The organism is Pseudomonas sp. 3JA (assembly GCF_036961705.1).
GTDB lineage: Bacteria > Pseudomonadota > Gammaproteobacteria > Pseudomonadales > Pseudomonadaceae > Aquipseudomonas > Aquipseudomonas fluorescens_Q.
The window spans coordinates 219,144-242,437 of sequence record NZ_JBAMDJ010000004.1; the positions used below are offsets into that span (position 1 = coordinate 219,144).

The 23,294-nt window shown below is 61.6% G+C and carries 23 protein-coding genes; 11 read left to right on the forward strand and 12 right to left on the reverse strand.

Going from position 1 to position 23,294, the window contains the following annotated elements; genetic code table 11:
- Positions 1–10: 10 nt before the first annotated feature.
- The 5 genes from V7773_RS05005 to V7773_RS05025 are packed head-to-tail and all read right to left on the reverse strand — an operon-like array spanning position 11 to position 3,874.
- Entirely contained in the window at positions 11–841 is an 831-nt protein-coding gene (locus V7773_RS05005; RefSeq protein WP_116642028.1) for a DUF2797 domain-containing protein, read from the reverse strand.
- Positions 838–1,098, reverse strand: coding sequence for a YeaC family protein (locus tag V7773_RS05010; protein WP_063320747.1), 261 nt, complete (start codon positions 1,096–1,098; stop codon positions 838–840). Before V7773_RS05010 ends, V7773_RS05005 begins: the two co-directional genes overlap by 4 nt.
- Before the next feature lie 45 nt (positions 1,099–1,143).
- Positions 1,144–2,016 (reverse strand): rhomboid family intramembrane serine protease, encoded by an 873-nt coding sequence (locus V7773_RS05015; protein WP_063320746.1) that lies wholly within the window; start codon positions 2,014–2,016, stop codon positions 1,144–1,146.
- Positions 2,013–2,987 (reverse strand): metallophosphoesterase, encoded by a 975-nt coding sequence (locus V7773_RS05020; RefSeq protein WP_170862103.1) that lies wholly within the window; start codon positions 2,985–2,987, stop codon positions 2,013–2,015. The genes V7773_RS05015 and V7773_RS05020 overlap by 4 nt, the downstream gene beginning before the upstream one ends.
- Positions 2,984–3,874 (reverse strand): NAD(+) kinase, encoded by an 891-nt coding sequence (locus tag V7773_RS05025; protein ID WP_003202709.1) that lies wholly within the window; start codon positions 3,872–3,874, stop codon positions 2,984–2,986. The genes V7773_RS05020 and V7773_RS05025 overlap by 4 nt, the downstream gene beginning before the upstream one ends.
- 232 nt (positions 3,875–4,106) lie before the next feature.
- Between V7773_RS05025 and V7773_RS05030 the strand changes: the two genes are divergently transcribed.
- Entirely contained in the window at positions 4,107–5,072 is a 966-nt protein-coding gene (locus tag V7773_RS05030) for a DUF1853 family protein (protein ID WP_063320744.1), read from the forward strand.
- A gap of 64 nt (positions 5,073–5,136) precedes the next feature.
- Here V7773_RS05030 and V7773_RS05035 read toward each other — a convergent pair whose 3' ends face one another.
- From V7773_RS05035 to V7773_RS05045, 3 genes are all read right to left on the reverse strand, one after another.
- The gene (locus V7773_RS05035; protein WP_336072520.1) at positions 5,137–6,420 is read right to left on the reverse strand and encodes an arsenic transporter; all 1,284 of its coding nucleotides are present in this window, start codon (positions 6,418–6,420) and stop codon (positions 5,137–5,139) included.
- 37 nt (positions 6,421–6,457) lie between these two features.
- On the reverse strand, positions 6,458–6,808 hold the full coding sequence (locus V7773_RS05040) for a metalloregulator ArsR/SmtB family transcription factor (RefSeq protein WP_336072522.1): 351 nt from the start codon (positions 6,806–6,808) through the stop codon (positions 6,458–6,460).
- Positions 6,809–7,005: 197 nt separating this feature from the next.
- Complete coding sequence (locus V7773_RS05045) at positions 7,006–7,563, reverse strand: NADPH-dependent FMN reductase (protein ID WP_336072523.1); 558 nt, start codon at positions 7,561–7,563, stop codon at positions 7,006–7,008.
- 186 nt (positions 7,564–7,749) lie between these two features.
- Between V7773_RS05045 and V7773_RS05050 the strand changes: the two genes are divergently transcribed.
- Entirely contained in the window at positions 7,750–7,983 is a 234-nt protein-coding gene (locus V7773_RS05050; protein WP_336072524.1) for a hypothetical protein, read from the forward strand.
- 85 nt (positions 7,984–8,068) lie between these two features.
- Positions 8,069–8,962: a LysR family transcriptional regulator gene (locus V7773_RS05055; RefSeq protein WP_092145941.1), complete on the forward strand. Its 894-nt coding sequence runs from the start codon at positions 8,069–8,071 to the stop codon at positions 8,960–8,962.
- Here V7773_RS05055 and V7773_RS05060 read toward each other — a convergent pair.
- From V7773_RS05060 to V7773_RS05075, 4 genes are all read right to left on the reverse strand, one after another.
- On the reverse strand, positions 8,928–9,542 hold the full coding sequence (locus V7773_RS05060; RefSeq protein WP_336072526.1) for a GNAT family N-acetyltransferase: 615 nt from the start codon (positions 9,540–9,542) through the stop codon (positions 8,928–8,930). The two genes, V7773_RS05055 and V7773_RS05060, sit on opposite strands and share 35 nt — an antisense overlap.
- 327 nt (positions 9,543–9,869) lie before the next feature.
- Positions 9,870–10,631, reverse strand: coding sequence for a DNA polymerase III subunit epsilon (dnaQ, locus tag V7773_RS05065; RefSeq protein WP_336072527.1), 762 nt, complete (start codon positions 10,629–10,631; stop codon positions 9,870–9,872).
- 201 nt (positions 10,632–10,832) lie between these two features.
- Positions 10,833–11,285, reverse strand: coding sequence for a ribonuclease HI (gene rnhA / locus V7773_RS05070; RefSeq protein WP_030142629.1), 453 nt, complete (start codon positions 11,283–11,285; stop codon positions 10,833–10,835).
- A gap of 89 nt (positions 11,286–11,374) precedes the next feature.
- The gene (locus V7773_RS05075) at positions 11,375–12,133 is read right to left on the reverse strand and encodes a class I SAM-dependent methyltransferase (RefSeq protein ID WP_057452232.1); all 759 of its coding nucleotides are present in this window, start codon (positions 12,131–12,133) and stop codon (positions 11,375–11,377) included.
- A 65-nt stretch (positions 12,134–12,198) separates the two neighbouring features.
- On the opposite strand from V7773_RS05075, the gene gloB reads away from it, so the two are divergent.
- From gloB to fabI, 8 genes are all read left to right on the forward strand, one after another.
- Positions 12,199–12,966, forward strand: a complete 768-nt coding sequence (gene gloB, locus V7773_RS05080) for a hydroxyacylglutathione hydrolase (RefSeq protein ID WP_092348738.1) — start codon at positions 12,199–12,201, stop codon at positions 12,964–12,966.
- 99 nt (positions 12,967–13,065) lie between these two features.
- Complete coding sequence (locus V7773_RS05085; RefSeq protein ID WP_063320736.1) at positions 13,066–14,514, forward strand: transglycosylase SLT domain-containing protein; 1,449 nt, start codon at positions 13,066–13,068, stop codon at positions 14,512–14,514.
- Between the two features lie 249 nt (positions 14,515–14,763).
- A complete protein-coding gene (locus V7773_RS05090; protein WP_442963442.1) occupies positions 14,764–16,596 on the forward strand; it encodes an extracellular solute-binding protein in 1,833 nt (610 codons plus the stop codon).
- The gene (locus tag V7773_RS05095; protein ID WP_336072528.1) at positions 16,593–18,446 is read left to right on the forward strand and encodes an extracellular solute-binding protein; all 1,854 of its coding nucleotides are present in this window, start codon (positions 16,593–16,595) and stop codon (positions 18,444–18,446) included. The genes V7773_RS05090 and V7773_RS05095 overlap by 4 nt, the downstream gene beginning before the upstream one ends.
- Positions 18,447–18,450: 4 nt before the next feature.
- A complete protein-coding gene (locus tag V7773_RS05100; RefSeq protein ID WP_336072529.1) occupies positions 18,451–19,524 on the forward strand; it encodes a microcin C ABC transporter permease YejB in 1,074 nt (357 codons plus the stop codon).
- A gap of 1 nt (position 19,525) precedes the next feature.
- A complete protein-coding gene (locus V7773_RS05105; RefSeq protein WP_336072530.1) occupies positions 19,526–20,545 on the forward strand; it encodes an ABC transporter permease in 1,020 nt (339 codons plus the stop codon).
- A 1-nt stretch (position 20,546) separates the two neighbouring features.
- Positions 20,547–22,157, forward strand: coding sequence for an ABC transporter ATP-binding protein (locus V7773_RS05110; protein ID WP_336072531.1), 1,611 nt, complete (start codon positions 20,547–20,549; stop codon positions 22,155–22,157).
- A 19-nt stretch (positions 22,158–22,176) separates the two neighbouring features.
- Positions 22,177–22,971 carry an enoyl-ACP reductase FabI gene (fabI, locus tag V7773_RS05115; RefSeq protein WP_007988438.1) on the forward strand — a complete coding sequence of 265 codons (795 nt, stop codon included), beginning with the start codon at positions 22,177–22,179 and terminating at the stop codon, positions 22,969–22,971.
- The last annotated feature ends 323 nt before the right edge of the window (positions 22,972–23,294 follow it).

Sequence of the window (23,294 nt, forward strand, 5' to 3'; positions counted from 1 at the left end):
TCGAATCCTTCTACTGATGCACGGCGAGCTGGTAGGCCGTGTATTTACGAATATTGATCACGCCGGTGTCAAAAATCAGGTACTGGCCCTTGATTCCCAGCAGCGTGCCTTCGGCAATCGGGTTCTTGTCCAGGTTGAAGCTGACGATCTTGGCCGGGTATTGCTCCACCGGATAACGGATCTCGATGGGTTCGACGTCCGCTATGGTCTGGATCGCTTGCAGGCCAAATCGTTCCTGCAAGCCCTGCAATCCCTGGGCGCAGCTTTCGAACAGCGCGTCACGGATCGCCGGCAGGTCCACCGCCACCGCGTCGCCCTTGAGCAAGGCGCGCCAGTTGGTCTTGTCCGCCACCTGGCTGCGGAACAGGTCCTCGACAAACCCCGACTGCTGGCGGGTGGCGACCCGCAGGATCGGCAGCGCCTGGCTTGCCCCCTGGTCCAACCAGCGGGTCGGCAATTGCGTGGCGCGGGTGATGCCGACCTTCACGCCCGAGGAATTGGCCAGGTAGACCACATGATCGGTCATGCAGAACTGCTCGCCCCAAGCCGGATCACGGCAGGTGCCCGCCTCGTAATGGCAACGCTCGGGGCTCATGATGCACAGGTCGCACTGGGCCAGCTTGGTCATGCAGGGGTAACAATATCCCTGGCTGAAGCTGGTCTTGGTCCGGCGTCCACAGTGGGTGCAGTGGATCGCACCGAGGTACTCCAGGCGCACCGTGCTGCCGATCAACGGGTTGACCGGCACCTCGACATCGCCCAGACGAAAGGCGTATTGAACGGTCGGCCCGTCAAGGCGCGCCGACATCTTGCTGATTGCACCGCGGCCAATCTCGATCAATGGATGGCGTCCGACTTGAACAGGATATTCGGCACTTCAGTGGACTTCGAATGGCATTCCTGCGCCCCCATGTAACCGGTGCGCTCGTCTTCGGGCAGGTTCTGGATTTCCCAGGCGATCATCGCCTGCAGCGACAGCTCGCGCTGCTCGGCGGTGAGCTTGTTGCCATCGGCCCATTTACCGATTTCCACCGCCAGTTTCAGGCTCCGGTAGATGTCGGGAGTGATGTTCTGGATCATTTCGTTGAAGGAAGCCATGGGTTCTCCGCGCAATTGCGCATTCTCAAAAGGCACAGGTGCCGGTCAAAGGGCCATTTTACGGCGAGCGAACAGCCCGCCCAACAACCCCGTGAAGCACCCGACGAGCAGCCCGCCGACGTGAGCCGCATTGGCGATTTCACCGAAACCGATCAGCGAAACCAGCCCGGACAGGCACAGCAGCAACCACACCAGCATCATCACCAACACCCCGCGGGGCAAGTGATAGGCCGGGTTCGGTGCAAGCAGTTGGTAGATCCAGCAATGGCCCAGCAAGCCGTACAACACCCCCGACAACCCACCGAACAGTGTCGGGCCGCTGAAAAAGTACTGGGCAAAATTGGAGACGAGGCTGAACAGCAGCGTCAGCCCCAACAAGTTGATGCCGCCCTGGCGCGCTTCGATCCGCCGTCCCAGTTCCCAGTACCACATGCCATTCATGGCGATGTGCAGAAAGCCAAAGTGAATCAGCATCGGCGTCACCAGGCGCCACCACTGCCCCGCCGCCAGGCTATCGGCCAACGGCGTGAACTGGATGTAGTCGCCAACGACGCGGAACTCGAGGAAGGTCAGCCAGCGCAGGATCTCAAGATTCTCCCCCAGCAGGGTGACCGCGCTGACGATCAGGCTCAGCAACAACACCACGGCCGTCACTGGACTGCGCGTCAGTTGCTGGACGAACCCCGCTCGCCGGGAAGTGCCACCCGTGTTGGGCAGCTCCAACTGCTGATCGGGATCGCCGGCGGGAAAACGTGCGTACAACGAACGCACATCCTCACTGATTTCATCCGGTACCCAGAGCACCTGCTCGCCGGCCTCTTCGCTGACACGATGGGGTACCTGCATGCGTTGCAGCAGCTTGACGAAGCCACTCAAGTCCGCTGCCAGGGGCAGGCGCAATACCGCGACGACACTCATTGCAGCACCTCCGGCCGCTCGACATCGACCCAGACGAACTTGTGCGGATCCAGGCGGGTTTCCTGGTCGAGGCGATAGGCGACCAGCTTGCCGTAGAGCACCGCGCTGTAATCCAGGCAGGCCAGGTTCGGGCGGATCGGCGCGGGTTTGCCGCTGCGCCAGTAGTGGCCGACGAACAACAGCGGTTCGTGGACGCCATAGCGCAGCAGGTTGTTTTTTTCATCCGGCGACAGCGGCGTACGGGCCACCGGTTCCGGCAAGGCGTCGGGCTGGAAGACGATGTCGCCGTAGGTCTGCGGGTTGTCTTCCCAGAACTTGGTGCGGAAAAACGAACGGGTCAGGCCATCGCCACCGGTCAGCGTCAGGCCATGGGGCAGACGCATGTCGGTGCCGCGCAGCAAACGATCGAACACCGTGCAGGCAAAACTGCCCGGTTGCGCCGAGGCCTGGAGGAAATGTTCGTCGACACAACCATCCGGGAACAGGCCACGCAGCGGTTCGATCAGGCCGGAGTCCCAACAGGCATGCACAACCCGGAACCGGCCGGCGTCGACAAACAGCGGCAGCTCATAGAACCACTTGAGAAAGTCATGCCAGTCGCCGGGATGCTGCTCGAACTGAGTCAGGGTCTCGTTGAGCAGGCGGGCATGGCGTGGCGTGTGTTCGCGCACGTAGCGCTGGCCGCTGCCTGGCAATGCCGGTGTGCTCCAGCCCAGGGCATTGAATTCGTGGTTGCCCATGATGCACAGCGCCTGGCCGGCCACGACCATGTCGTGGACGATGTGCAGCGCCTCGCGAATCCGCGGGCCACGGTCGATGATGTCCCCCAGGAACACAGCCATGCGCGACGGATGCCGCCAGACCCCGCCCTGCTTGTGGTAACCGAGTCGGTCCAGCAGGTGTTCCAGGGTCAGGGCGCATCCGTGCACGTCACCGATCAAATCGTAACTGCGCGCAGGATCGAGCATCAGTCGCCTCCACCCCCCAACCGACTTCCCCAGCCGAGTTTGGTCCGGCAGACTTCATAGTAATTGTGATCCAGCGGATGGATCAGGCGCAGCTTCTGCGCTTTTTTGCTGACGGTGATGGTGTCACCCGGCGCGCAGGTGAAATGGTTCTGGCCGTCACAGGACACTTGCGGGTAGATCTGCATATCCTTGGACACGACGATTTTCAGCTCACTGTTGCCATCGACCACAATCGGTCGCCCAGACAAGGTATGGGGGTACATGGGCACAATCACAATAGCGTCGAGCTTGGGGTGCATGATCGGTCCGCCGGCCGACAGTGCATAGGCCGTGGAACCGGTCGGGGTCGCGACGATCAGGCCGTCGGCCTTCTGGCTGCAGACGAACTGGCCGTCGATGTACAGCTCGAATTCGATCATGCGCGTGGACTTGCCGGGGTGCAGCACCACGTCATTGAGGGCATCGCCCTGGCCAATGGCCTCGGCGTGACGACGGACCTCGGCTTGCAGCAGGAAACGGTTTTCCACCAGGTAGTGGCCGTCCAGCACCTCGGCGACCTTGGTTTCCAGCTCGTCGGGGCGGATATCGGTGAGGAACCCCAGGCTGCCCCGGTTGATCCCCAGCACCGGGATGTTGTGCCGCGCCAGGGCCCGGGCGGCCCCCAGCAGGCTGCCGTCGCCGCCGACCACGATGACCATGTCGCAGACCTCGCCCAGCATCTTGCGCGACGACGTCTGCAGGCCATGGCCCGGCAAGACTTCGGCGATGGTGTCTTCGAGGATCACATGCAGGTGTCGCTCCAGGAGGAAACGTTTGAGACGGCGAACGGTGTCCAACACCTGCGAACTGCCCAGGCGACCGATGATGCCGATATTGCGAAATTGCTCCATGAGGCTCCTGCGAGGGTCTGCGGCGGGCGAAAAACACGATTATGGGCGAAAGCGCTCCATAGACAAAATTCTTTAAGCCTTCACCGTGGCGAGGGAGCTTGCTCCCGCTCGGTTGCGCAGCAACCGCCCCAAGGGGCCTGCTTCGCAGTCCAGCGGGAGCAAGCTCCCTTGCCACAGGGTCTTTACCTTCCTGAATTGACAGCATTGGCCGCATAGCCGCTATGCTCGCAAAATGATCCTGTTCCCTGAATTGCTGGACTTGCCCCGCCGCCTGCACCATCCCGAAGTGCGCGACCTCGCGTGGGCGATCATCGCCCCGCCGATGCTCATCGACACGCCCTGGCCCCAGCGCCATCCCCTGGCCGGCAGTGACTGGGTGCAGGATCCCCATCGACTGGAACACTGGCTGCGACAACTGGACCGCGACAGCTACCCGTTGCTGCACTGCCTGTCCCTGGGACGGACGCGACGCCTGGGCCTGTATTACGAAAGGCTGTGGCAGTTCGCCGTGCAGCACGCTCCCGGCATCGAGCTGATTGCCGCGAACCTGCCGATCCGCCACGAAGGCCATACCCTGGGCGAACTGGACCTGCTGCTGCGCGATCGTGACGGCATCCATCATCTGGAGCTGGCGATCAAGTTGTACCTCGGCCCGCAACAAGGTAACGGGCGGGACGCCGCGCAATGGCTGGGTCCGGGGTGCCATGACCGGCTTGACCGCAAGCTGGCCCATCTGCGCGAACACCAGTTGCCGATCTCGGCCCGCCCGGAAAGCCGTGAGGCCCTGGCGGCACTGGGTATTGAGCCGACCGGTCTCGAGGTATTCCGCTCCGAGCTCTGGCTCGGCGGCTACCTGCTCTACCCCTGGCCGGGCCACGCCGACCCACCGACCGGTGCGCACCCCCGGCATTTGCGGGGCAGTTGGCTGCATCAGCGGGATTGGCCTGCATTCATCGCCCAGCGCCCACCTGGGCGCTGGCAACCCCTGCCCCGCGCCGCCTGGTTGGCCCCGGCCCATTATCCGGCGGAGCAGACCTGGAGCACCGAGCAACTGGAGGCCTGGCGAATGGCCCTCGACCCGATGGCGCCGGCGCAACTGATGGTGCGCCTGACTGAAAATGCCGAGGGCGAGTGGGAAGAAGCTGAGCGGCTATTCCTGGTGGCCGATCTTTGGCCGGATGTGCCGGGTAATGGCTGAGCCTTGTACTGCCTGTCAGGGCCTCATCGCGAGCAAGCTCGCGATGAGGCCAATTCGGTCTGGCCTAGAAGGACAACCGCACCGCCAGCGCCGCCAACGTCACCAGCAACACCGGCACCGTCAGCACGATCCCGACCTTGAAGTAGTACCCCCAGCCGATCTGGATGTTCTTGCGCTCCAGCACATGCAACCACAGCAAAGTCGCCAGGCTGCCGATCGGGGTGATTTTCGGGCCCAGGTCGCTGCCGATGACGTTGGCGTAGATCATCGCCTCCTTCACCACCCCGGTGGCCTGGCTGGCATCGATGGACAAGGCGCCGACCAGCACCGTCGGCAAATTGTTCATGGCCGACGAGAGCAACGCCGTCAGCACGCCGGTGCCCATGGCCGCCCCCCACACACCATATTCGGCAAAGCCGTCGAGCCAATGGGCCAGGTAGCCAGTCAGCCCGGCATTGCGCAGGCCATAGACCACCAGGTACATGCCGAGGGAGAAGATCACGATCTGCCAGGGCGCTTCCTTCATCGCCTTGCGGGTGGAAATCTTGTGGCCGCGGGCCGCGACAGCCAGCAGCAACGCGGCGCAGACCGCCGAGATCGCGCTGATGGGAATCCCCAGCGGCTCCAGCGCAAAGCAGCCCAGCAGCAGGATCACCAACACCACCCAGCCGGCATAAAACGTTGCCTTGTCGTGGATCGCCGTCGCCGGATCGTCCAGTTGATCGGGGTCGTAGTCACCCGGGATGTCGCGACGAAAGAACCACAGCAAGATCGCCAGGCTGGCCGCCACGCTGACCAGGTTCACCGGCACCATGACCGCCGCGTAGCGGTTGAAGCCAATGCCGAAGAAGTCCGCCGAGACGATGTTCACCAGGTTCGACACCACCAGCGGCAGGCTCGCGCTGTCGGCAATGAAACCGGCGCCCATCACGAATGCCAGGGTCGCCGCCGGGGAAAAACGCAGCGCCAGCAGCATCGAGATCACGATGGGCGTCAGGATCAACGCCGCCCCGTCATTGGCGAACAGGGCCGACACCAGTGCCCCCAACAGCACCATAAAGGCAAACAGCTTGCGTCCACTGCCTCGTCCCCACCGGGCCACATGCAGCGCTGCCCAGGCGAAGAATCCCGCCTCGTCCAGCAACAGACTGATGATGATCAGCGCGACAAACGTACCGGTGGCGTTCCAGATAATCTGCCAGACCAGCGCAATGTCACCGACCTGCACCACCCCGCTCAACAACGCCAGCAGCGCGCCGAGCGTCGCGCTCCAGCCGACGCCAAGCCCCTTGGGCTGCCAGATCACCAACGTAATGGTCAGCAGGAAAATCAATGACGCGATCAGCATGCGCAACAGCCTTGGAAGGAGGATTGAAAAGACGAAATCAGCAGCAACGCGCCACCGGACGATCAGCCATGGCACCCAAACGCTCGACATCCGCCATCAGCCACGCTGTGTTGGCTGCCAACGCCTGCTCCAGCAAATTGCTGACCCAGGCCGGCAACTGCGGATGCAGACGGTAGTAGACCCATTGCCCCTGGCGCCGATCGCTGAGCAAGCCGGCGTTACGCAACTGCGCCAGGTGCCGGGAGATCTTCGGCTGGCTCAGGTCCAGCGCGGCGGTGAGTTCACAGACACACAACTCGCCTTCACGGGCCACCAGCAGCGCAATGCGCGTACGGGTGTCGTCGGCCAGCGCCTTGAAGACATCGACGGGATTGTGGGAATCAGACATGGCTAAGGACGGCCTGGAGGTACGAAGGGGCGAATATATGGAAATTCGAATATCCAGTAAAGCGGGGATTTGAAGTTGCACCTGTGGCGAGGGAGCTTGCTCCCGCTGGACTGCGAAGCAGGCCCCTTCGGGCGGTTGCTGCGCAACCGAGCGGGAGCAAGCTCCCTCGCCACGGGGTTATCTGGAGCCTCGGAACATCAGACCTTCTTGTGCTGCTCGACCCACTTGCCATAGGCATCGATGAATGTCTGCAGGAACGGCCGCACGGACTCCGAGAGATTGCCTGCCTCGTCGAACGCCGTCCCGGCGCCGCTCAGGTAGGCTTCCGGTTGCTGCATGCAAGGCACATTGAGGAACACCAGGGACTGGCGCAAATGATGGTTGGCACCAAAACCACCGATGGCGCCCGGCGATGCGCTGATCACCGCGCCCGGCTTGCCACTCAGGCAGCTCTTGCCATAGGGGCGCGAGCCGACGTCGATGGCATTCTTCAGCGGAGCCGGCACCGAGCGGTTGTATTCAGGCGTGACGAACAGCAATGCGTCGGCTGCGCCCACTTGCTGACGGAATGTGGTGTAGGCTGCCGGCGGCGTCACATCGATGTCTTCGTTATAGAGAGGCAAGTCGCCGATTTCGATGATGCTCAGCTTCAGGTTGGCCGGCGCCAGGTCAGCCAGGGCCAGCGCGACTTTGCGATTGATCGATGCCTTGCGCAGGCTGCCCACCAAAACAGCCACTGTGTAGACATTACTCATGAGAGGCTTCTCGACTATGGGTTCAAAGGAGCCTGTAGTTATAGATGATCGGGGGTCACAATTGGACCAGCGGAGCGACGAAAACCGGCCGACTGGACTATTTTTTTCATGTAGGAAAACTTACCGCGCTTGACCGGGGTCTACAGAACCGCAAATCGAGTGATCTATTTCCAGAGGTTCTAAGCAATGGCAGCAGTACTTGTCGACCAATTTCATGCGCGGGACGCCGAAGGTCGCGTCTATTCGGTGCATGAATTCCAGGAATCTAACCCGTCGCCCGACGGAAACGGCAAGGAGCCTGTCATCACCTATAGACTGGCTATTGGTGATCGAGTGACCAAACTCGACAAAGACAAGTTTATGCTGGTGCAGTCGGGCGTTGAACTGACACGCGAACCCGAAACACAAATCGCCTCATAACGGTTGTTATGTGCAGAAGTCATGCCCGGACTTGGGTTAGGATTCAGCCACTCAATGGCTCACCCGCCGAACATGGACTTCTTGCATGCGTTTACGCCACATCGAAGTGATCCAGGCGCTGCTGCAGACCGGTCACCTCGGCACGGCGGCCGAATGGCTGCAACTGCCGGTGGCGGAGGTCGAGGCGATTCTGCGCGATGCCGAGGCCCAGTTGGGCTTCATGCTGTTTGCCAGCGTGCGCGGGCGCCTGCAGGCCACCCGGGAAACCCTTGAACTGCGCGACGGCATCACGCGGGTGTACGACACCCTCGAACCGGTGCAGCGCCTGGCCAGCAGCCTGAAACACTATCAGGCGCCACCCTTGCGCATTATCTGCACCCCGCCGCTGGCCCAGCAGTTGTTGCCCCAGAGCATCGCCGCCCTGCGTCGCCGCCATCCGGATGCGCCCTGCACCCTGCTCAGCCAACCGACCCGCGACATCGTCCACAGCCTGCTGTTGCGTGAAAGTGACCTGGGCCTGAGCTTGCACGACCCCGAACACCCCGACATCCATTGCCAGATGATCGCCCAGGGCAAACTGCAATTGCTGGCACCTCACGGCTGGCTGCAACCACGACAGAAATACATTTCGCTCCAGGACCTAGCAGGCCAGCCGTTGGTAGGCCTGGATGGCCATGACCCGCTGAGCCCGGCGTTCGAGCATAAACTGGCGGCGCTGCGTCCGGCGCCGATGATCCAGATCCGCGTCCAGACCCATCAGATGATGCGCGCGATGGTCGAGGCCGGCGAAGGCCTTGCCATCGTCGACCCGTTCACTGCCTCGGGTGCCAAGGGCAGTGGCCTGGACGTCTGCCCGGTATCGCCCGCCATTGCGATTAGCCTCTATGCCTTGAGCCTGAACGGCACGCCGCCCTCACCCGCTGTCCAATCGCTGCTGGAACGGGTTACGGAACAAGCCGAGGCGTTGCTGAGCCACTGATCGACATGCCCAGCGGATCGTCGAACAACCGGTACCAGAACAACGCCACTTCGGCGGTATGTCGGTCAATGCCGCGATAGCGCAAGTGATCGATACCACCGAGCACGTAGCCGCAACGTTCATAGAGCCGGCATGCACCCAGATTGTTGTTCTGGGTTTCGAGCATGATGCCCGGCAGTTTTTTCTTGCGGCTCCAGAACTGGGCGACATCGAGCAATGCCTTGGCCACCCCGTGGCGACGGGCCGGGGCGTGCACCGCCAACTCGTCGATGTGGGCGTAGCCGTTCCAGTTGGTACTGATGACTAGGTGCCCTACCGGCTGGTCGTCGAGATAGGCCATGAAAATCTCGCTGTCCGGGGCATTGCGGAAGCTGCTGAATTCCTCGGGATCGATGCCATAGCACTTGCGATAGGGAACAATGGGCGTCACCGGCCATTGGCTGACGGGCCGGCCGATCTGCGCCGTCGCGTAGTCGCTGACTTCGAAGCTGAAGTCACTGCCCCAGATATAAGCGGCAAAGCCGTCATCGACGACGCGCACCGACAACCCGGGGTGCTTGGGATTCATGACCGGTTGCATACTGGGGAAGGTCCTCATTCCTTGAGACAACCAACGGCGTGGTGCCATCCATTGCCCTTGTCTTTCAATTCTTCACACATCAAGCGGGATCCGTAGCCTGCCCGTTACCTCAGGGTAGAAGGTCGTGGCGATTGTGGCGAGAAATGAACGATGGATGCAGTAGCTCACACAAGGATTGCCTGGATCATTGTGGCGAGGGAGCTTGCTCCCGCTTGAGTGCGAAGCGCTCACAAAAAGGGGCTGCTACGCAACCCAGCGGGAGCAAGCTCCCTCGCCACAGGCTCTTTACTTACCTTGAATGAACAGCATGGCTCTCACAGGGTTTCATCAGTGCGTGGCGGCCTGTGCCTCGGCCAACTGCGTCCACAATGCCGGAGCGCCTGCAGACTTGGCGATGGCTTCCAGACGCGCGGCATGTTCGGCCAGGTCGCGTTCGCTGGCGCGGATAATCCGCGATGGCTGGCGGTCAGCGGGCAAACGCCGGATCTCCGTGGCCTGGTTGCCGGAGCCTTCGCCGGTACCGTTGCCGTCCGAGGCGTTACCGGCCAGGGACAGGCTGGTCTGGCCGCCGGTCATGGTCAGGTAGACGTCGGCCAGGATCTCGGAGTCGAGCAAGGCGCCGTGCAGTTCACGACCGGAGTTGTCGACGCCATAGCGCTTGCACAAGGCGTCGAGGCTGTTGCGCTGCCCAGGGTGACGTTCCCTGGCCATCATCAGGGTGTCGAGGATGGTGCAATGCCGGGTAATGTCAGCCCGGTCGTGCTGGCCCATCAGGGCAAATTCGTTGTTGATGAACCCGACGTCGAACGCCGCGTTGTGGATGATCAACTGCGCGCCCTGGATGAATTCGAAGAACTCGTCGGCCACTTCGGCGAAACGCGGCTTGCCCACCAGAAATTCGTTGGTGATGCCGTGCACGCCAATGGCGCCTTCGTCGCTTTCGCGGTCCGGTTGCAGGTAAACGTGGAAATGGCGACCGGTCAGGCGCCGGCCGATCAGCTCGACACAACCGATTTCAATAATCCGGTGACCATCGGTCACCGGCATGCCGGTGGTTTCGGTATCCAGTACTACAGATCTGTTGGCCATCAGTGTTCAGCTCTCAGCGGGCAGTCTTGCAAAAGCGCGGATCTTAACACGCTCACGGAACGCGGTGCCGCACCTGTGGCGAGGGAGCTTGCTCCCGCTCGGTTGCGCAGCGACCGCCCGAAGGGGCCTGCTTCGCAGTCCAGCGGGAGCAAGCTCCCTCGCCACAGGTGTCATCCTGTCCAGATTCTGACAACGTCTCTATCAAGCCTGCTTGTAGCCCCGCACCTCATCCACCCCACGATTGGCCAGCTGGTCGGCCCGTTCGTTGCCGTGGTGGCCGATGTGGCCGCGCACCCATTTCCAGGTGACGTTGTGGCGGTTGACCTGTTCATCCAGCAGCTTCCAGAGGTCGGCGTTTTTTACCGGTTCCTTCGCCGCCGTCTTCCAGCCGCGTTTCTTCCAGTTCGCCATCCATTCGTTGATGCCTTTCATGACGTACTGGGAGTCGGTCACCAACAGCACATCGCAGGGCCGCTTGAGCTCTTCCAGGCCACGGATGGCGCCCATCAGTTCCATGCGATTGTTGGTGGTATTGGCTTCGCCGCCCCAGAGCTCCTTCTCCACGCCCTTGCACACCAGCAACGCGCCCCAGCCGCCCGGACCGGGGTTGCCCTTGCAGGCGCCATCAGTGAAGAGTTCTACGCTATCGCTCATGCCAATCTATCCAGGAAAAAATGCAAAGGCCCGCCGATCAGGCCCGACAACACCCGCAGCCCAATGCCGGCAAGCACCATTGAAAAAGGTTACGGCTCGATGTGGCGACGATTGACCTTGGCCATTGGCAAAGGAATCAGCTTGCCCATCGGCTCGCGTCGCGCCTGGCGCACCGGGCGCAGACCGACCGCGATCTTGCGTGCCACCAGCAGGTAGAAACCACCACCGGAGAGCTGCCAGTCACCGGCCTTGCGCTCCCAGCCGGCCAGGCGCGCCTGCCACTTGGGCGACGCGAGCGGCGGACGATAGCACCCGAAGCGGCGTTTCTCCAGCGCAAAGCCCAGCAGGTTGAGCCAGTCGCCGACCCTCGACGCCGAGATGCAGCGGGCCTGGCGCAAGGCATCGTGGGCAAACACATGACGCAAGCCCCAAGCGCTCCAGGGGTTGATGCCGATGATCAACAGATGGCCGCCGGGACGCACGCTGCTGGCGGCCTCACGCAACAGACCGTGGGGCGACAGGCAGAAATCCAGGCCGTGCTGCATGACCACCACGTCGGCGGCATGTTCGCTCAACGGCCAGGCCTGCTCCTCGCAGACGATTTCCACCCCGGGCAGCGGCGCTCCCAGGCGCACGTTGCGCTGGACTTGCGGTGCCGACGGCGGCGTTTGCGCCGAAGGGCCGTAGTGCACCAGATAGCCGCCGAAGAACCGGCCCAACTCGTCTTCGAGCATGCGCCGTTCTTCTTCCAGCAAAAATTGCCCGACAGGGCCGGACAGCCATTCACGGGCGGCGCTGATCAACGCCAGCCAGTCAGGATCAGCCTGAGCGAACGCTTCATCGGTCATTGCATTCTCCAACGCGTCAGGAAGTTCTAAGATGCGCCTTTGTTTTCCGCTTGGCGAATTCCACGATGATACAGATCAGTGCCCTGCCCGCATTCACCGATAACTACATCTGGTTGTTACAGGACCACGCGACCCTGCGCTGCGCCGTGGTCGACCCGGGTGACGCCGCTCCGGTGCAGGCCTGGCTCGAGACCCATCCGGGCTGGGTCCTGAGCGACATCTTGATCACCCACCATCACCATGATCATGTCGGCGGCGTCCAGGCGCTGAAGAATGCGACGAACGCCACCGTCTACGGCCCGGCCAGCGAAAACATCCCGGCGCGGGACAAGGCCTTGCATGACAACGACAAGGTCAGCGTGCTCGGCTGGGACTTCGATGTCTACGCCGTGCCTGGCCATACCCTCGGGCACATTGCCTACTACCACCATGGCCTGTTGTTCTGTGGCGACACCCTGTTCGCCGCCGGTTGCGGCCGGCTCTTCGAAGGCACGCCTGCGCAAATGCACCATTCGCTCAGTCGCCTCGCCGCCCTGCCTGAAGATACGCTGGTCTACTGCACCCATGAATATACCCTCAGCAACCTGAAGTTCGCGGCCGCCGTGGAGCCCGGCAATCCGGACGTCGCTGCCCGCCTGGAAAAAGTCAGCCGGCAACGCAACGAAGGCATCATGACCCTGCCCTCGACCCTGGCCCTGGAAAAACTCACCAATCCGTTCCTGCGCACGACTGAAACATCCGTTAAACAAAAAGCAGACGAACGGAACGGCCAGCGAAACCAGACGCCGAGTGAGGTTTTTGCGGCCTTGAGGGCTTGGAAAGATACGTTCTAAGGCAGCTATCGATTGATACAAAAATTCTGAAAGGTTGACCTGTTGGGGTGCGCTTCCTAGAATCGGCCGACATTTTTGCCCGGAACTTACTTCCAGCCAATGTCGTCATCCATACGCAGGTCCGTCCAGTCAGACACATTGACCCGCTTGGCTCAAGCCATCGCGGTGGCTGTGTCCGCCACCTTGGCGGGCTGCCAGAGCACGAGCCAGCTGCCGCAGACCGACGCGGCGCACACACCGAATATCGCCGCTCGCGCCAAACAGAAGCCGGTATGGCTCACCGAGAAACCCAGCCCTCAAGTCCCCCAGGACGTCTGGGAGCGCATGCGCCAGGGCTTCCAGTTGCAGGAAACGGCCGGCGTCAACCCGCGTATCGAGCAACAACGCCTGTGGTTCGCCAGCAACCCTTCCTTCATGGAAAACGCCGGTGAGCGCGGCAGCCTGTACATCCACTACATCGTCGAACGCCTCGAAGAACGCAACATGCCGCTGGAACTGGCGTTGCTGCCGGTGATCGAGAGTGCCTACAACCCCATGGCCTATTCCCGGGCCAACGCAGTGGGCCTGTGGCAATTCATCCCGTCCACGGGGCGTTACTTCAACTTGCGTCAGACCCGCTTCTATGACGGACGTCGCGACATCACCGCCTCCACCACAGCCGCCCTGGACTACCTGACACGCCTGCACGACATGTTCAACGGCGACTGGTTGCTGGCGCTGGCGGCCTACAACGCCGGCGAGGGTACGGTCAGCCGCGCCATCGAGCGCAACGAGAAGCTTGGCCTGCCCACCGACTACTGGAACCTGCCGCTGCCCAGCGAGACCCAGGCCTATGTGCCAAAGTTGCTGGCGCTGTCCCAGGTGGTGCTCTCGCCCGATGCTTATGGCGTGAACCTCAACCCGATCGCCAACGAACCCTATTTCCAGGTCGTCGAGATCAACCAGCGCATGGACCTGTCCAAGGTCGCGGCGGTGGCCAACATCGACGAAGACGAGCTGTTCCAGCTCAACCCGGCCTTCAAGCAACGCACCACCATCGACGGCCCCCAGCACCTGCTGGTGCCCACGTCCAAGGCCCAGTTGCTGACCGCCAGCCTGTCGACCATGCGCCCGGAAGAGCTGATCAGCCAGCGCGCGCTCAAGCCGGTTTTCGAATCCGCCGACGACAGCGAAGTGGAAGGTGCCAGGCGCACCTACCGCGTCAAGCGCGGCGACAACCTGGCTCAGATCGCCAAGGCCAACAACGTCCAGACCAAGGACCTGCAACGCTGGAACAAGCTCAGTGGCAACAAGCTCAAGGTCGGCCAGACCCTGGTGATGCAGGACGCCAAGGCCAGCAAGGCCCGTGGCAAGCGCATCAGCACCGTGGTGGCCGCCAACAGCAAGGACCAGAAGAAGCAGACCCAATACAAGGTCAAGCAAGGTGATTCGCTGTACGTCGTCGCCAAGCGCTTCAACGTGGAAATGCAGCACCTCAAGCGCTGGAACCCGCGGATGGGCAAGGCACTCAAGCCTGGGCAGATGCTGACGGTCTACTCCCCCCACTGACCGCAGGGCTCTCTGTGGCGAGGGAGCTTGCTCCCGCTGGGTTGCGAAGCGACCCCGAATCTGGCACCTCGGTGTGACAGGTGGATTGAGTCGCTGCTTTTGGGGCTGCTTCGCAACCCAGCGGGAGCAAGCTCCCTCGCCACAGTTCAAGCAAACCCTGAAGCTTTGAGCCCCCGCCTTTTTCCTGCCCATACAAGCTGTTACTGTACAGGCCATAAAAGCCCAAGCCGCCTGGATCGGATCTCAGACTTGATACGTCCCCTCCTCTTGCTCCTGATCAGCCTGGCCTTGAGCTCTCCCGCCAGCGCAACCATCAGCGAAAGCCATGGCTATGCGCAGTTCGGCACGCTCAAGTACCCGGCCAGATTCACCCACTTCGACTGGGTCAACCCGCAAGCGCCCAAGGGCGGTGTCTTGCGAGTCATGGCATTCGGCACCTTCGATACGCTCAATCCCTACACGTTCAAGGGCAGCAGCCCGGTTTCCACGCCCAATTTCCTGCAATACGGCATCAATGAGCTGAACGAACCACTGATGGTCGGCACAGGCCAGTACGCACCGTCCGGTGATGAACCGACGTCGAGCTACGGCCTGATCGCCCAGTCGGTGGAGTACAGCGAAGACCGCAGCTGGGTGGTGTTCAACCTGCGCCCCGAAGCGCGCTTCCACGATGGCGTGCCCATTACCGCCTATGACGTGGCGTTCTCCTACAGGACGCTGCTCAAGGAAGGCCATCCGCAATACCGCACCAACCTGCAGGAAGTGCTACGGGTCGACATTCTCAACCCACTGAGAATCCGCTTTGTCTTCAAGCGCGCGGGCAATCCGCTGCTGATCCTGCGCCTGGGGGAACTGCCGGTGTTGCCCCAGCATTACTGGAAAGACCGTGATTTCAAGGCGACGACCTTCGAACCGCCCCTGGGCAGCGGGCCATATCGCATCACCAAAGTGCAACCAGGCCGCCAGCTGGTGTTCGAACGAGTCAAGGATTACTGGGGCAAGGACCTGCCGGTCAATCGCGGCAAGTACAACTACGACCGCATGGACGTGGAGTTCTATCGTGACAGCGAAGTTGCCTTCGAAGCCTTCAAGGCTGGCGAGTTCGACATCTACATCGAACACCAGGCCAAGAACTGGGCCAATGGCTATGACTTTTCGGCGATCAAGCGCGGCGACATAATCAAGGCGCAGATTCCCCACCAGATCCCGACCCAGACCCAAGGCCTGTTCATGAACACCCGGCGCGGCACGTTTGCCGAAGTCAAGGTACGTGAAGCCCTGGGGCTGATGTTTGATTTCGAGTGGACCAACCGCACCCTGTTCAGCGGCGCCTACAAGCGCACCCTCAGTTATTACCCCAACAGCGAGTTTTCCGCCACTGGCCTGCCGGTGGGCCATGAATGGCTGCTGCTCAAGCCGTACCGGGAACAATTGCCGGCCAAACTGCTCACCGAACCCTTCAGCTTGCCCAAGACCGACGGGCGCGGCATTCCCCGGGAAACCCTGCGTAAAGCCCTGGGGTTATTGAAGCAAGCCGGTTGGAACCTCAACGGCCAACGCCTGCTGAACGCCGACAGCCAGCCCCTGAGCTTCGAAATCCTGCTGGTGAACCCGAACCTGGAGCGCATCCTGCAGCCCTACGTCGAGAACCTCGCCAGCATCGGCATCCAGGCCCGGCTGCGCACGGTGGACCGTGCCCAATACAAGCAGCGTCTTGACCAGTTCGACTTCGACATGATCCTGTTGACCTTGAGCCAGACCCTCAGCCCGGGCCTCGAGCAATGGCAGTACTTCCACTCCAGCCAGGTCGGGGTCAAGGGCAGCAAGAATTACGCCGGGATCGCCAACCCAGTGGTCGACCATCTGCTGGAAAAGCTGCTCGCCGCCCAGACCCGCGACGAACAGGTCGCCGCCGGCAAGGCTTTGGATCGCGTGCTGCTGTGGCAGCATTACTGCATTCCCAACTGGTATCTCAATTATCATCGCCTGGCTTATCGAAACCGGTTCGCCTTCGTCACCACGCCGCCCTACACCCTGGGCCTGAGCGCATGGTGGCTGAAATCTTCGGAGAAAGATCAATGAAGCCTTTACGCGCCCTGCTCCTGCAGGCCAGCAGCCTGTTATTCACCGGGCTGGCCTGCGCCGCGCCGCAGCATGCCGTGACCTTGTACAACGAGCCGCCGAAGTACCCGGCCAACTTCAAGCATTTCGACTACGTCAACCCGGACGCGCCCAAAGGCGGAATCTTCCGCCAGGGCGGTTTTGGGGGCTTCGACAGCCTCAACCCATTCATCAGCAAAGGCGTGCCGGCCGATGACATCGGCTTGATCTACGACACCCTGGCCAAGCAGGGCCTGGACGAACCGTTCACCGAATATGGCCTGATCGCCGAAAAAATCGAGAAAGCCCCGGACAATGGCTGGGTACGCTTTTACCTGCGCCCCGAAGCCCGTTTCAACGACGGCCATCCGGTACGCGCCGAAGACGTGGTCTTCAGCTTCCAGACCCTGACCAAGGACGGCGCGCCGATGTTTCGCGGCTATTACAACGACGTCGCCGACGTCATCGCCGAAGACCCGCTCAAGGTTTTGTTCAAGTTCAAGCACACCAATAATCGTGAACTGCCGTTGATCCTCGGGCAACTGCCGGTATTGCCGAAACACTGGTGGGCCGAGCGCGACTTCAGCAAGGGCAATCTGGAGATCCCTCTGGGCAGCGGCCCCTACAAGGTCGCTGAAGTGAAGGCCGGACGCTCGATCCGTTATGAGCGAGTGAAGGACTATTGGGGCAAGGACCTGCCGGTCAATCGCGGCTTTTATAATTTCGACGTACTGGCGACCGACTACTACCGCGACAACACCGTCGCGGTCGAGGCCTTGAAAGCCGGGCAGTTTGATTTCTGGCTGGAAATGACCGCCAAGAACTGGGCCAACGCCTACAACATCCCAGCCGTGACCGAAGGCCGATTGATCAAGGAACAGATCCCCAACGGCAACCCCACCGGCATGCAGGGTTTTGTCTACAACCTGCGCCGGCCGATCTTCCAGGACGTACGGGTGCGCAAGGCCTTGAGCCTGCTGTTGGACTTCGAGTGGACCAACAAGCAGCTATTCAACGGCGCCTACGCCCGCACCCGCAGCTATTTCGAGAATTCGGAGATGGCCGCCACCGGGCTGCCCGGTGAAGACGAGCTGAAGATCCTCGAGCCCCTGCGCGGCAAGATTCCCGAACAGGTCTTCACCGACGCTTTCCAGCCGTCGATGTGTGACGGCAGCGGCATGATCCGCGACCAGCAGCGCAAGGCCTACCAATTGCTGCAAGAGGCCGGCTGGCGCATCGTCGACGACAAGATGGTCGATGCCCAAGGCAAACCGGTGGTGCTGGAGTTTTTGCTGGCCCAGACCGAGTTCGAGCGGATACTGCTGCCGTTCAAGCGCAACCTGAGCGACCTGGGCATCGAGCTGATCATCCGTCGGGTCGACGTCTCCCAATTCGTCAACCGTGTACGCTCCCGGGACTTTGACCTGGTGGTGGGCAGCTTCCCGCAATCCAGCTCACCGGGTAACGAACAGCGCGAGTTCTGGATGTCGGCCGCCGCCGACAAACCCGGCAGCCGCAACACCATGGGCCTTAAGGATCCAGCCGTTGACCAGTTGGTGGAACAACTGATCAACGCCGATTCGCGCAAGAGCCTGGTAGCTCACGCCCGTGCGCTGGATCGGGTTTTGCAATGGGGCTACTACGTGATCCCGAACTGGCACATCAAGACCTGGCGCGTGGCCTACTGGAACCACATCGGCCATCCGAAAATCACGCCGACCTATGACATCGGCACTACCACCTGGTGGGTCAAGCCGGAGGTCAAGCCGGCCGATGAAGTAGAGAAGCAGGTCATCGAGCAGCAAATCGCCGTCCCTGCGAGCGTGGAGTAACGAAATGCTGGCTTACATTTTACGGCGACTGCTGCTGATCATCCCGACCCTGTTCGGCATTCTGCTGATCAACTTCGTCATTATCCAGGCCGCGCCCGGCGGGCCGGTGGAACAGATGATCGCCAAGCTCGAGGGTTTCGAGGGCGCCACCAGCCGTATTGCCGGCGGCGGTGCCGAAGTGTCGGTGGCCGGTTCCTCCTACCGCGGCGCCCAAGGCCTGGACCCGGCGCTGGTCAAGGAAATCGAGCGCATGTACGGCTTTGACAAGTCGGCACCCGAACGCCTGTGGATCATGATCAAGAACTACGCCCACCTGGACTTCGGCGACAGTTTCTTCCGCGACGCCAAAGTCATCGACCTGATCAAGGAAAAAATGCCGGTGTCCATCTCCCTCGGGTTGTGGAGCACGCTGATCATGTACCTGGTGTCGATCCCGCTGGGGATCGCCAAGGCCACGCGGCACGGCAGCCATTTCGACGTCTGGACCAGCTCGGCCATCATCGTCGGCTACGCGATCCCGTCATTCCTGTTCGCCATCCTGCTGATCGTGGTGTTTGCCGGCGGCAGCTATTTTGACTGGTTCCCCTTGCGCGGGCTGACCTCCAACAACTTCGACGAGTTGAGCATGGGCGGCAAGATCCTCGATTACTTCTGGCACCTGGCCTTGCCCGTGACCGCCCTGGTGATCGGTAACTTCGCCACCATGACCCTGCTGACCAAGAACAGTTTCCTCGACGAAATCAACAAGCAATACGTGGTCACCGCCAAGGCCAAGGGCCTGACCCGTCATCGAGTGCTCTACGGCCACGTATTCCGCAACGCCATGCTACTGGTGATCGCCGGTTTCCCTTCGGCATTCATCGGGATCTTCTTTACCGGCTCCCTGCTGGTGGAAGTGATCTTCTCCCTCGACGGCCTGGGCCTGATGAGTTTCGAAGCGGCGATCAACCGCGACTACCCGGTGGTGTTCGGCACGCTGTTCATCTTCACCTTGCTGGGACTGGTGGTGAAACTGATCGGCGATTTGACCTACACCTTTGTCGATCCGCGCATCGACTTCGAAAGCCGGGAGCATTGAGATGAACCTGTCCCCTCTCAATCGCCGGCGCTTCGAACTGTTCAAGGCCAACAAGCGTGGCTGGTGGTCGCTGTGGCTGTTCCTGATCCTGTTCGGGCTGAGCCTGGGCGCCGAGTTGATCGCCAACGACAAGCCGCTGGTGGTGCATTACGACGACGGCTGGTACTTCCCGGCCATCAAGCGCTACCCGGAAACCACGTTCGGCGGCGAATTCCCGCTGGAAGCCAACTACAAGAGCCCGTACATCCGTGAACTGCTGGCGGCCAAGAACGCCTGGGTGCTGTGGGCACCGATTCCGTTCAGCTACCAGAGCATCAACTACGACCTGAAGGTCCCGGCCCCGGCACCGCCCTCTTCCGTGAACTGGCTGGGCACCGATGACCAGGGCCGCGATGTCCTGGCCCGGGTCATCTATGGCTTCCGCATCTCGGTACTGTTTGCCCTGACGCTGACCGTGCTCAGCTCGATCATCGGCGTGATCGCCGGCGCCCTGCAGGGCTTCTATGGCGGCTGGGTAGACCTGGCCGGCCAACGCTTCCTGGAAATCTGGTCCGGGTTGCCGGTGCTGTACCTGCTGATCATCCTGGCCAGTTTCGTCCAGCCCAACTTCTGGTGGCTGCTGGGCATCATGCTGCTGTTTTCCTGGATGAGCCTGGTGGATGTGGTCCGTGCCGAATTCCTGCGCGGGCGCAACCTGGAATACGTCCGTGCGGCGCGGGCACTGGGCATGCAGAACGGCGCGATCATGTTCCGTCACATCCTGCCCAACGCCATGGTCTCGACCATGACGTTCATGCCGTTCATCCTCACCGGCGCCATTGGCACCCTCACCGCCCTGGATTTCCTCGGCTTTGGCCTGCCGCCCGGCGCACCGTCCCTGGGGGAGCTGGTGGCCCAGGGCAAATCCAACCTCCAGGCACCGTGGCTGGGCATCAGCGCGTTCGCCGTGCTGGCCGTGATGCTGAGCCTGCTGGTGTTCATCGGCGAGTCCGCTCGCGATGCCTTCGATCCGAGGAAATGAAATGAACCAGGATAATCTGATCGAAGTGCGTGACCTGGCGGTAGAGTTCATTGTTGGTGAACGCCGCCAATGTGTGGTCGAGGGGGTCAGCTTCGATATCAAGCGCGGCGAAACCCTGGCCCTGGTGGGTGAAAGCGGCTCGGGCAAATCAGTCACCGCCCACTCGATCCTGCGATTGCTGCCCTACCCGCTGGCCCATCACCCCACCGGGACCATCCAGTATGCCGGCCAGAATTTGCTGGGCTTGAAAGAAAAAACCATCCGTCATATCCGCGGCAACCGGATCGCGATGATTTTCCAGGAGCCGATGACATCCCTCAACCCGCTGCACTCCATTGAAAAACAGATCAATGAAGTGCTCGGCATCCACAAGGGCCTGAGCGGCAAGGTCGCGACCCACCGGACCCTCGAGTTGCTGGAACTGGTCGGCATTCCCGAGCCCCACAAGCGCCTCAAAGCCCTGCCCCACGAGCTGTCCGGCGGCCAGCGCCAGCGGGTGATGATCGCCATGGCCCTGGCCAACGAGCCGGAACTGCTGATCGCCGACGAGCCGACCACCGCGCTGGATGTCACCGTCCAGCTGAAAATCCTCGAATTACTCAAGCAATTGCAGGCGCGATTGGGCATGTCGCTGCTGCTGATCAGCCACGATTTGAACCTGGTGCGAAGAATTGCGCATCGCGTATGTGTCATGCAGCGCGGTTGCATCGTCGAACAGGCATCGTGCGAAGAGTTGTTCCGCGCACCGCAGCATCCGTACACTCGGGAACTGCTGGGCGCCGAACCCAGCGGCACCCCGGCGAGTAACGTCGTCGGCCCGCCGCTGTTGCAGGTCGAGGACCTGAAAGTCTGGTTCCCGATCAAGAAAGGTTTGTTCAAGCGCACGGTAGACTACATCAAGGCCGTGGACGGTATCCGCTTCAGCCTGCCCCAGGGCCAGACCCTGGGTATCGTCGGCGAAAGCGGTTCCGGCAAATCCACCCTGGGGCTGGCAATCCTGCGATTGATCGGCAGCCAGGGCGGGATCCGCTTCGAAGGCAAGCAGCTGGACAGCCTGACGCAGCAACAAGTCCGGCCGCTACGCCGGGAGATGCAAGTGGTGTTTCAGGACCCGTTTGGCAGCCTGAGCCCACGGATGTGTGTAAGCCAGATCGTCGGCGAAGGCCTGCGGATCCACAAGATCGGCACCGAAGCCGAACAAGAACAAGCGATAATCGCGGCATTGAAGGAGGTAGGCCTGGACCCGGAAACCCGGAACCGCTACCCCCATGAATTTTCCGGAGGGCAACGGCAGCGTATCGCCATTGCCCGGGCCCTGGTGCTCAAGCCGGCGTTGATTCTGCTGGATGAACCGACGTCGGCCCTGGACCGTACCGTGCAACGCCAAGTGGTGGAGCTGTTGCGGTCGTTGCAAACCAAGTACAACCTGACGTACCTGTTTATCAGCCATGACCTGGCTGTCGTCAAAGCGCTGAGCCACCAGTTGATGGTGGTCAAGCATGGCCAAGTGGTCGAACAAGGTGATGCCCGCAGCATATTCGCCGCGCCGCAGCACCCCTATACACAGCAGTTGCTGGAGGCCGCCTTCCTGGCCCCAACAACTGCCGAATAACCTGAAAGAGGAGCAACACATGGGTTTTCTCGCCGGTAAGCGCGTACTGATCGTCGGTGTCGCCAGCAAGCTGTCCATCGCATCCGGCATCGCCGCCGCCATGCATCGCGAGGGCGCTGAGCTTGCCTTCACTTATCAGAACGACAAACTCAAGGGTCGTGTCGAAGAATTCGCACAAGGCTGGGGCTCGAGCCCTGAGCTGTGCTTCCCGTGCGACGTGGCCAGCGACGAAGAAATCGCCAAGGTCTTCGAAGAACTGAGCAAGAAGTGGGATGGCCTGGACTGCATCGTGCACTCCGTGGGCTTCGCCCCGGGCGACCAACTGGACGGCGACTTCACCGAAGCCACCACCCGCGAAGGTTTCCGCATTGCCCACGACATCAGCGCCTACAGCTTCGTGGCCCTGGCCAAGGCCGGTCGCGAAATGATGAAAGGCCGCAACGGCAGCCTGCTGACCCTGTCGTACCTGGGCGCCGAGCGCACCATGCCGAACTACAACGTCATGGGCATGGCCAAGGCCTCCCTGGAAGCCGGCGTACGTTACCTGGCCGGCTCCCTGGGCCCGGACGGCACCCGCGTCAACTGCGTATCGGCAGGTCCGATCCGCACCCTCGCCGCTTCCGGCATCAAGAACTTCCGCAAGATGCTGGCCGCCAACGAAGCGCAAACCCCGCTGCGTCGCAACGTCACCATCGAAGAAGTCGGCAACGCCGGCGCCTTCCTGTGCTCGGACCTGGCGTCGGGCATCAGCGGTGAAATCATGTACGTGGACGGCGGCTTCAACACCACCGCCATGGGTAGCCTCGAAGAGTAATCTTCACCCGCGCCACGCGTAAAAAAACGCCGCTCGTCCTGGAAAGGCCAAGCGGCGTTTTTTATTGCCGATTGTCTGATTACACCGCAATACCTTGTGGGAGCGAGCTTGCTCGCGATGGCGGTGAGTCTGCTGGCATTGATATGAATGTACCGACGCCTTCGCGAGCAAGCTCCCACCCCGGGAATTGGGCACGGCGTGGGTTAAGGGAATGCCTCGAATCAGTTTCAATTTCAAGAGCAAATCGGTTGATCGACCGGGATGCTTTTGAGCTTGTGAGCTTGTGAGCTTTTGTGGCGAGGGAGCTTGCTCCCGCTGGGCTG

Coding starts and splice junctions, on each gene's coding strand:
- V7773_RS05010 (WP_063320747.1), bottom strand. CDS start 1,098: ATGGCTTCCTTCAACGAAATGATCCAGAACATCACTCCCGACATCTAC.
- V7773_RS05015 (WP_063320746.1), bottom strand. CDS start 2,016: ATGAGTGTCGTCGCGGTATTGCGCCTGCCCCTGGCAGCGGACTTGAGT.
- V7773_RS05025 (WP_003202709.1), bottom strand. CDS start 3,874: ATGGAGCAATTTCGCAATATCGGCATCATCGGTCGCCTGGGCAGTTCG.
- V7773_RS05030 (WP_063320744.1), top strand. CDS start 4,107: ATGATCCTGTTCCCTGAATTGCTGGACTTGCCCCGCCGCCTGCACCAT.
- V7773_RS05035 (WP_336072520.1), bottom strand. CDS start 6,420: ATGCTGATCGCGTCATTGATTTTCCTGCTGACCATTACGTTGGTGATC.
- V7773_RS05040 (WP_336072522.1), bottom strand. CDS start 6,808: ATGTCTGATTCCCACAATCCCGTCGATGTCTTCAAGGCGCTGGCCGAC.
- V7773_RS05045 (WP_336072523.1), bottom strand. CDS start 7,563: ATGAGTAATGTCTACACAGTGGCTGTTTTGGTGGGCAGCCTGCGCAAG.
- V7773_RS05050 (WP_336072524.1), top strand. CDS start 7,750: ATGGCAGCAGTACTTGTCGACCAATTTCATGCGCGGGACGCCGAAGGT.
- V7773_RS05055 (WP_092145941.1), top strand. CDS start 8,069: ATGCGTTTACGCCACATCGAAGTGATCCAGGCGCTGCTGCAGACCGGT.
- V7773_RS05060 (WP_336072526.1), bottom strand. CDS start 9,542: ATGCAACCGGTCATGAATCCCAAGCACCCCGGGTTGTCGGTGCGCGTC.
- dnaQ (WP_336072527.1), bottom strand. CDS start 10,631: ATGGCCAACAGATCTGTAGTACTGGATACCGAAACCACCGGCATGCCG.
- rnhA (WP_030142629.1), bottom strand. CDS start 11,285: ATGAGCGATAGCGTAGAACTCTTCACTGATGGCGCCTGCAAGGGCAAC.
- V7773_RS05075 (WP_057452232.1), bottom strand. CDS start 12,133: ATGACCGATGAAGCGTTCGCTCAGGCTGATCCTGACTGGCTGGCGTTG.
- gloB (WP_092348738.1), top strand. CDS start 12,199: ATGATACAGATCAGTGCCCTGCCCGCATTCACCGATAACTACATCTGG.
- V7773_RS05085 (WP_063320736.1), top strand. CDS start 13,066: ATGTCGTCATCCATACGCAGGTCCGTCCAGTCAGACACATTGACCCGC.
- V7773_RS05095 (WP_336072528.1), top strand. CDS start 16,593: ATGAAGCCTTTACGCGCCCTGCTCCTGCAGGCCAGCAGCCTGTTATTC.
- V7773_RS05100 (WP_336072529.1), top strand. CDS start 18,451: ATGCTGGCTTACATTTTACGGCGACTGCTGCTGATCATCCCGACCCTG.
- V7773_RS05105 (WP_336072530.1), top strand. CDS start 19,526: ATGAACCTGTCCCCTCTCAATCGCCGGCGCTTCGAACTGTTCAAGGCC.
- V7773_RS05110 (WP_336072531.1), top strand. CDS start 20,547: ATGAACCAGGATAATCTGATCGAAGTGCGTGACCTGGCGGTAGAGTTC.
- fabI (WP_007988438.1), top strand. CDS start 22,177: ATGGGTTTTCTCGCCGGTAAGCGCGTACTGATCGTCGGTGTCGCCAGC.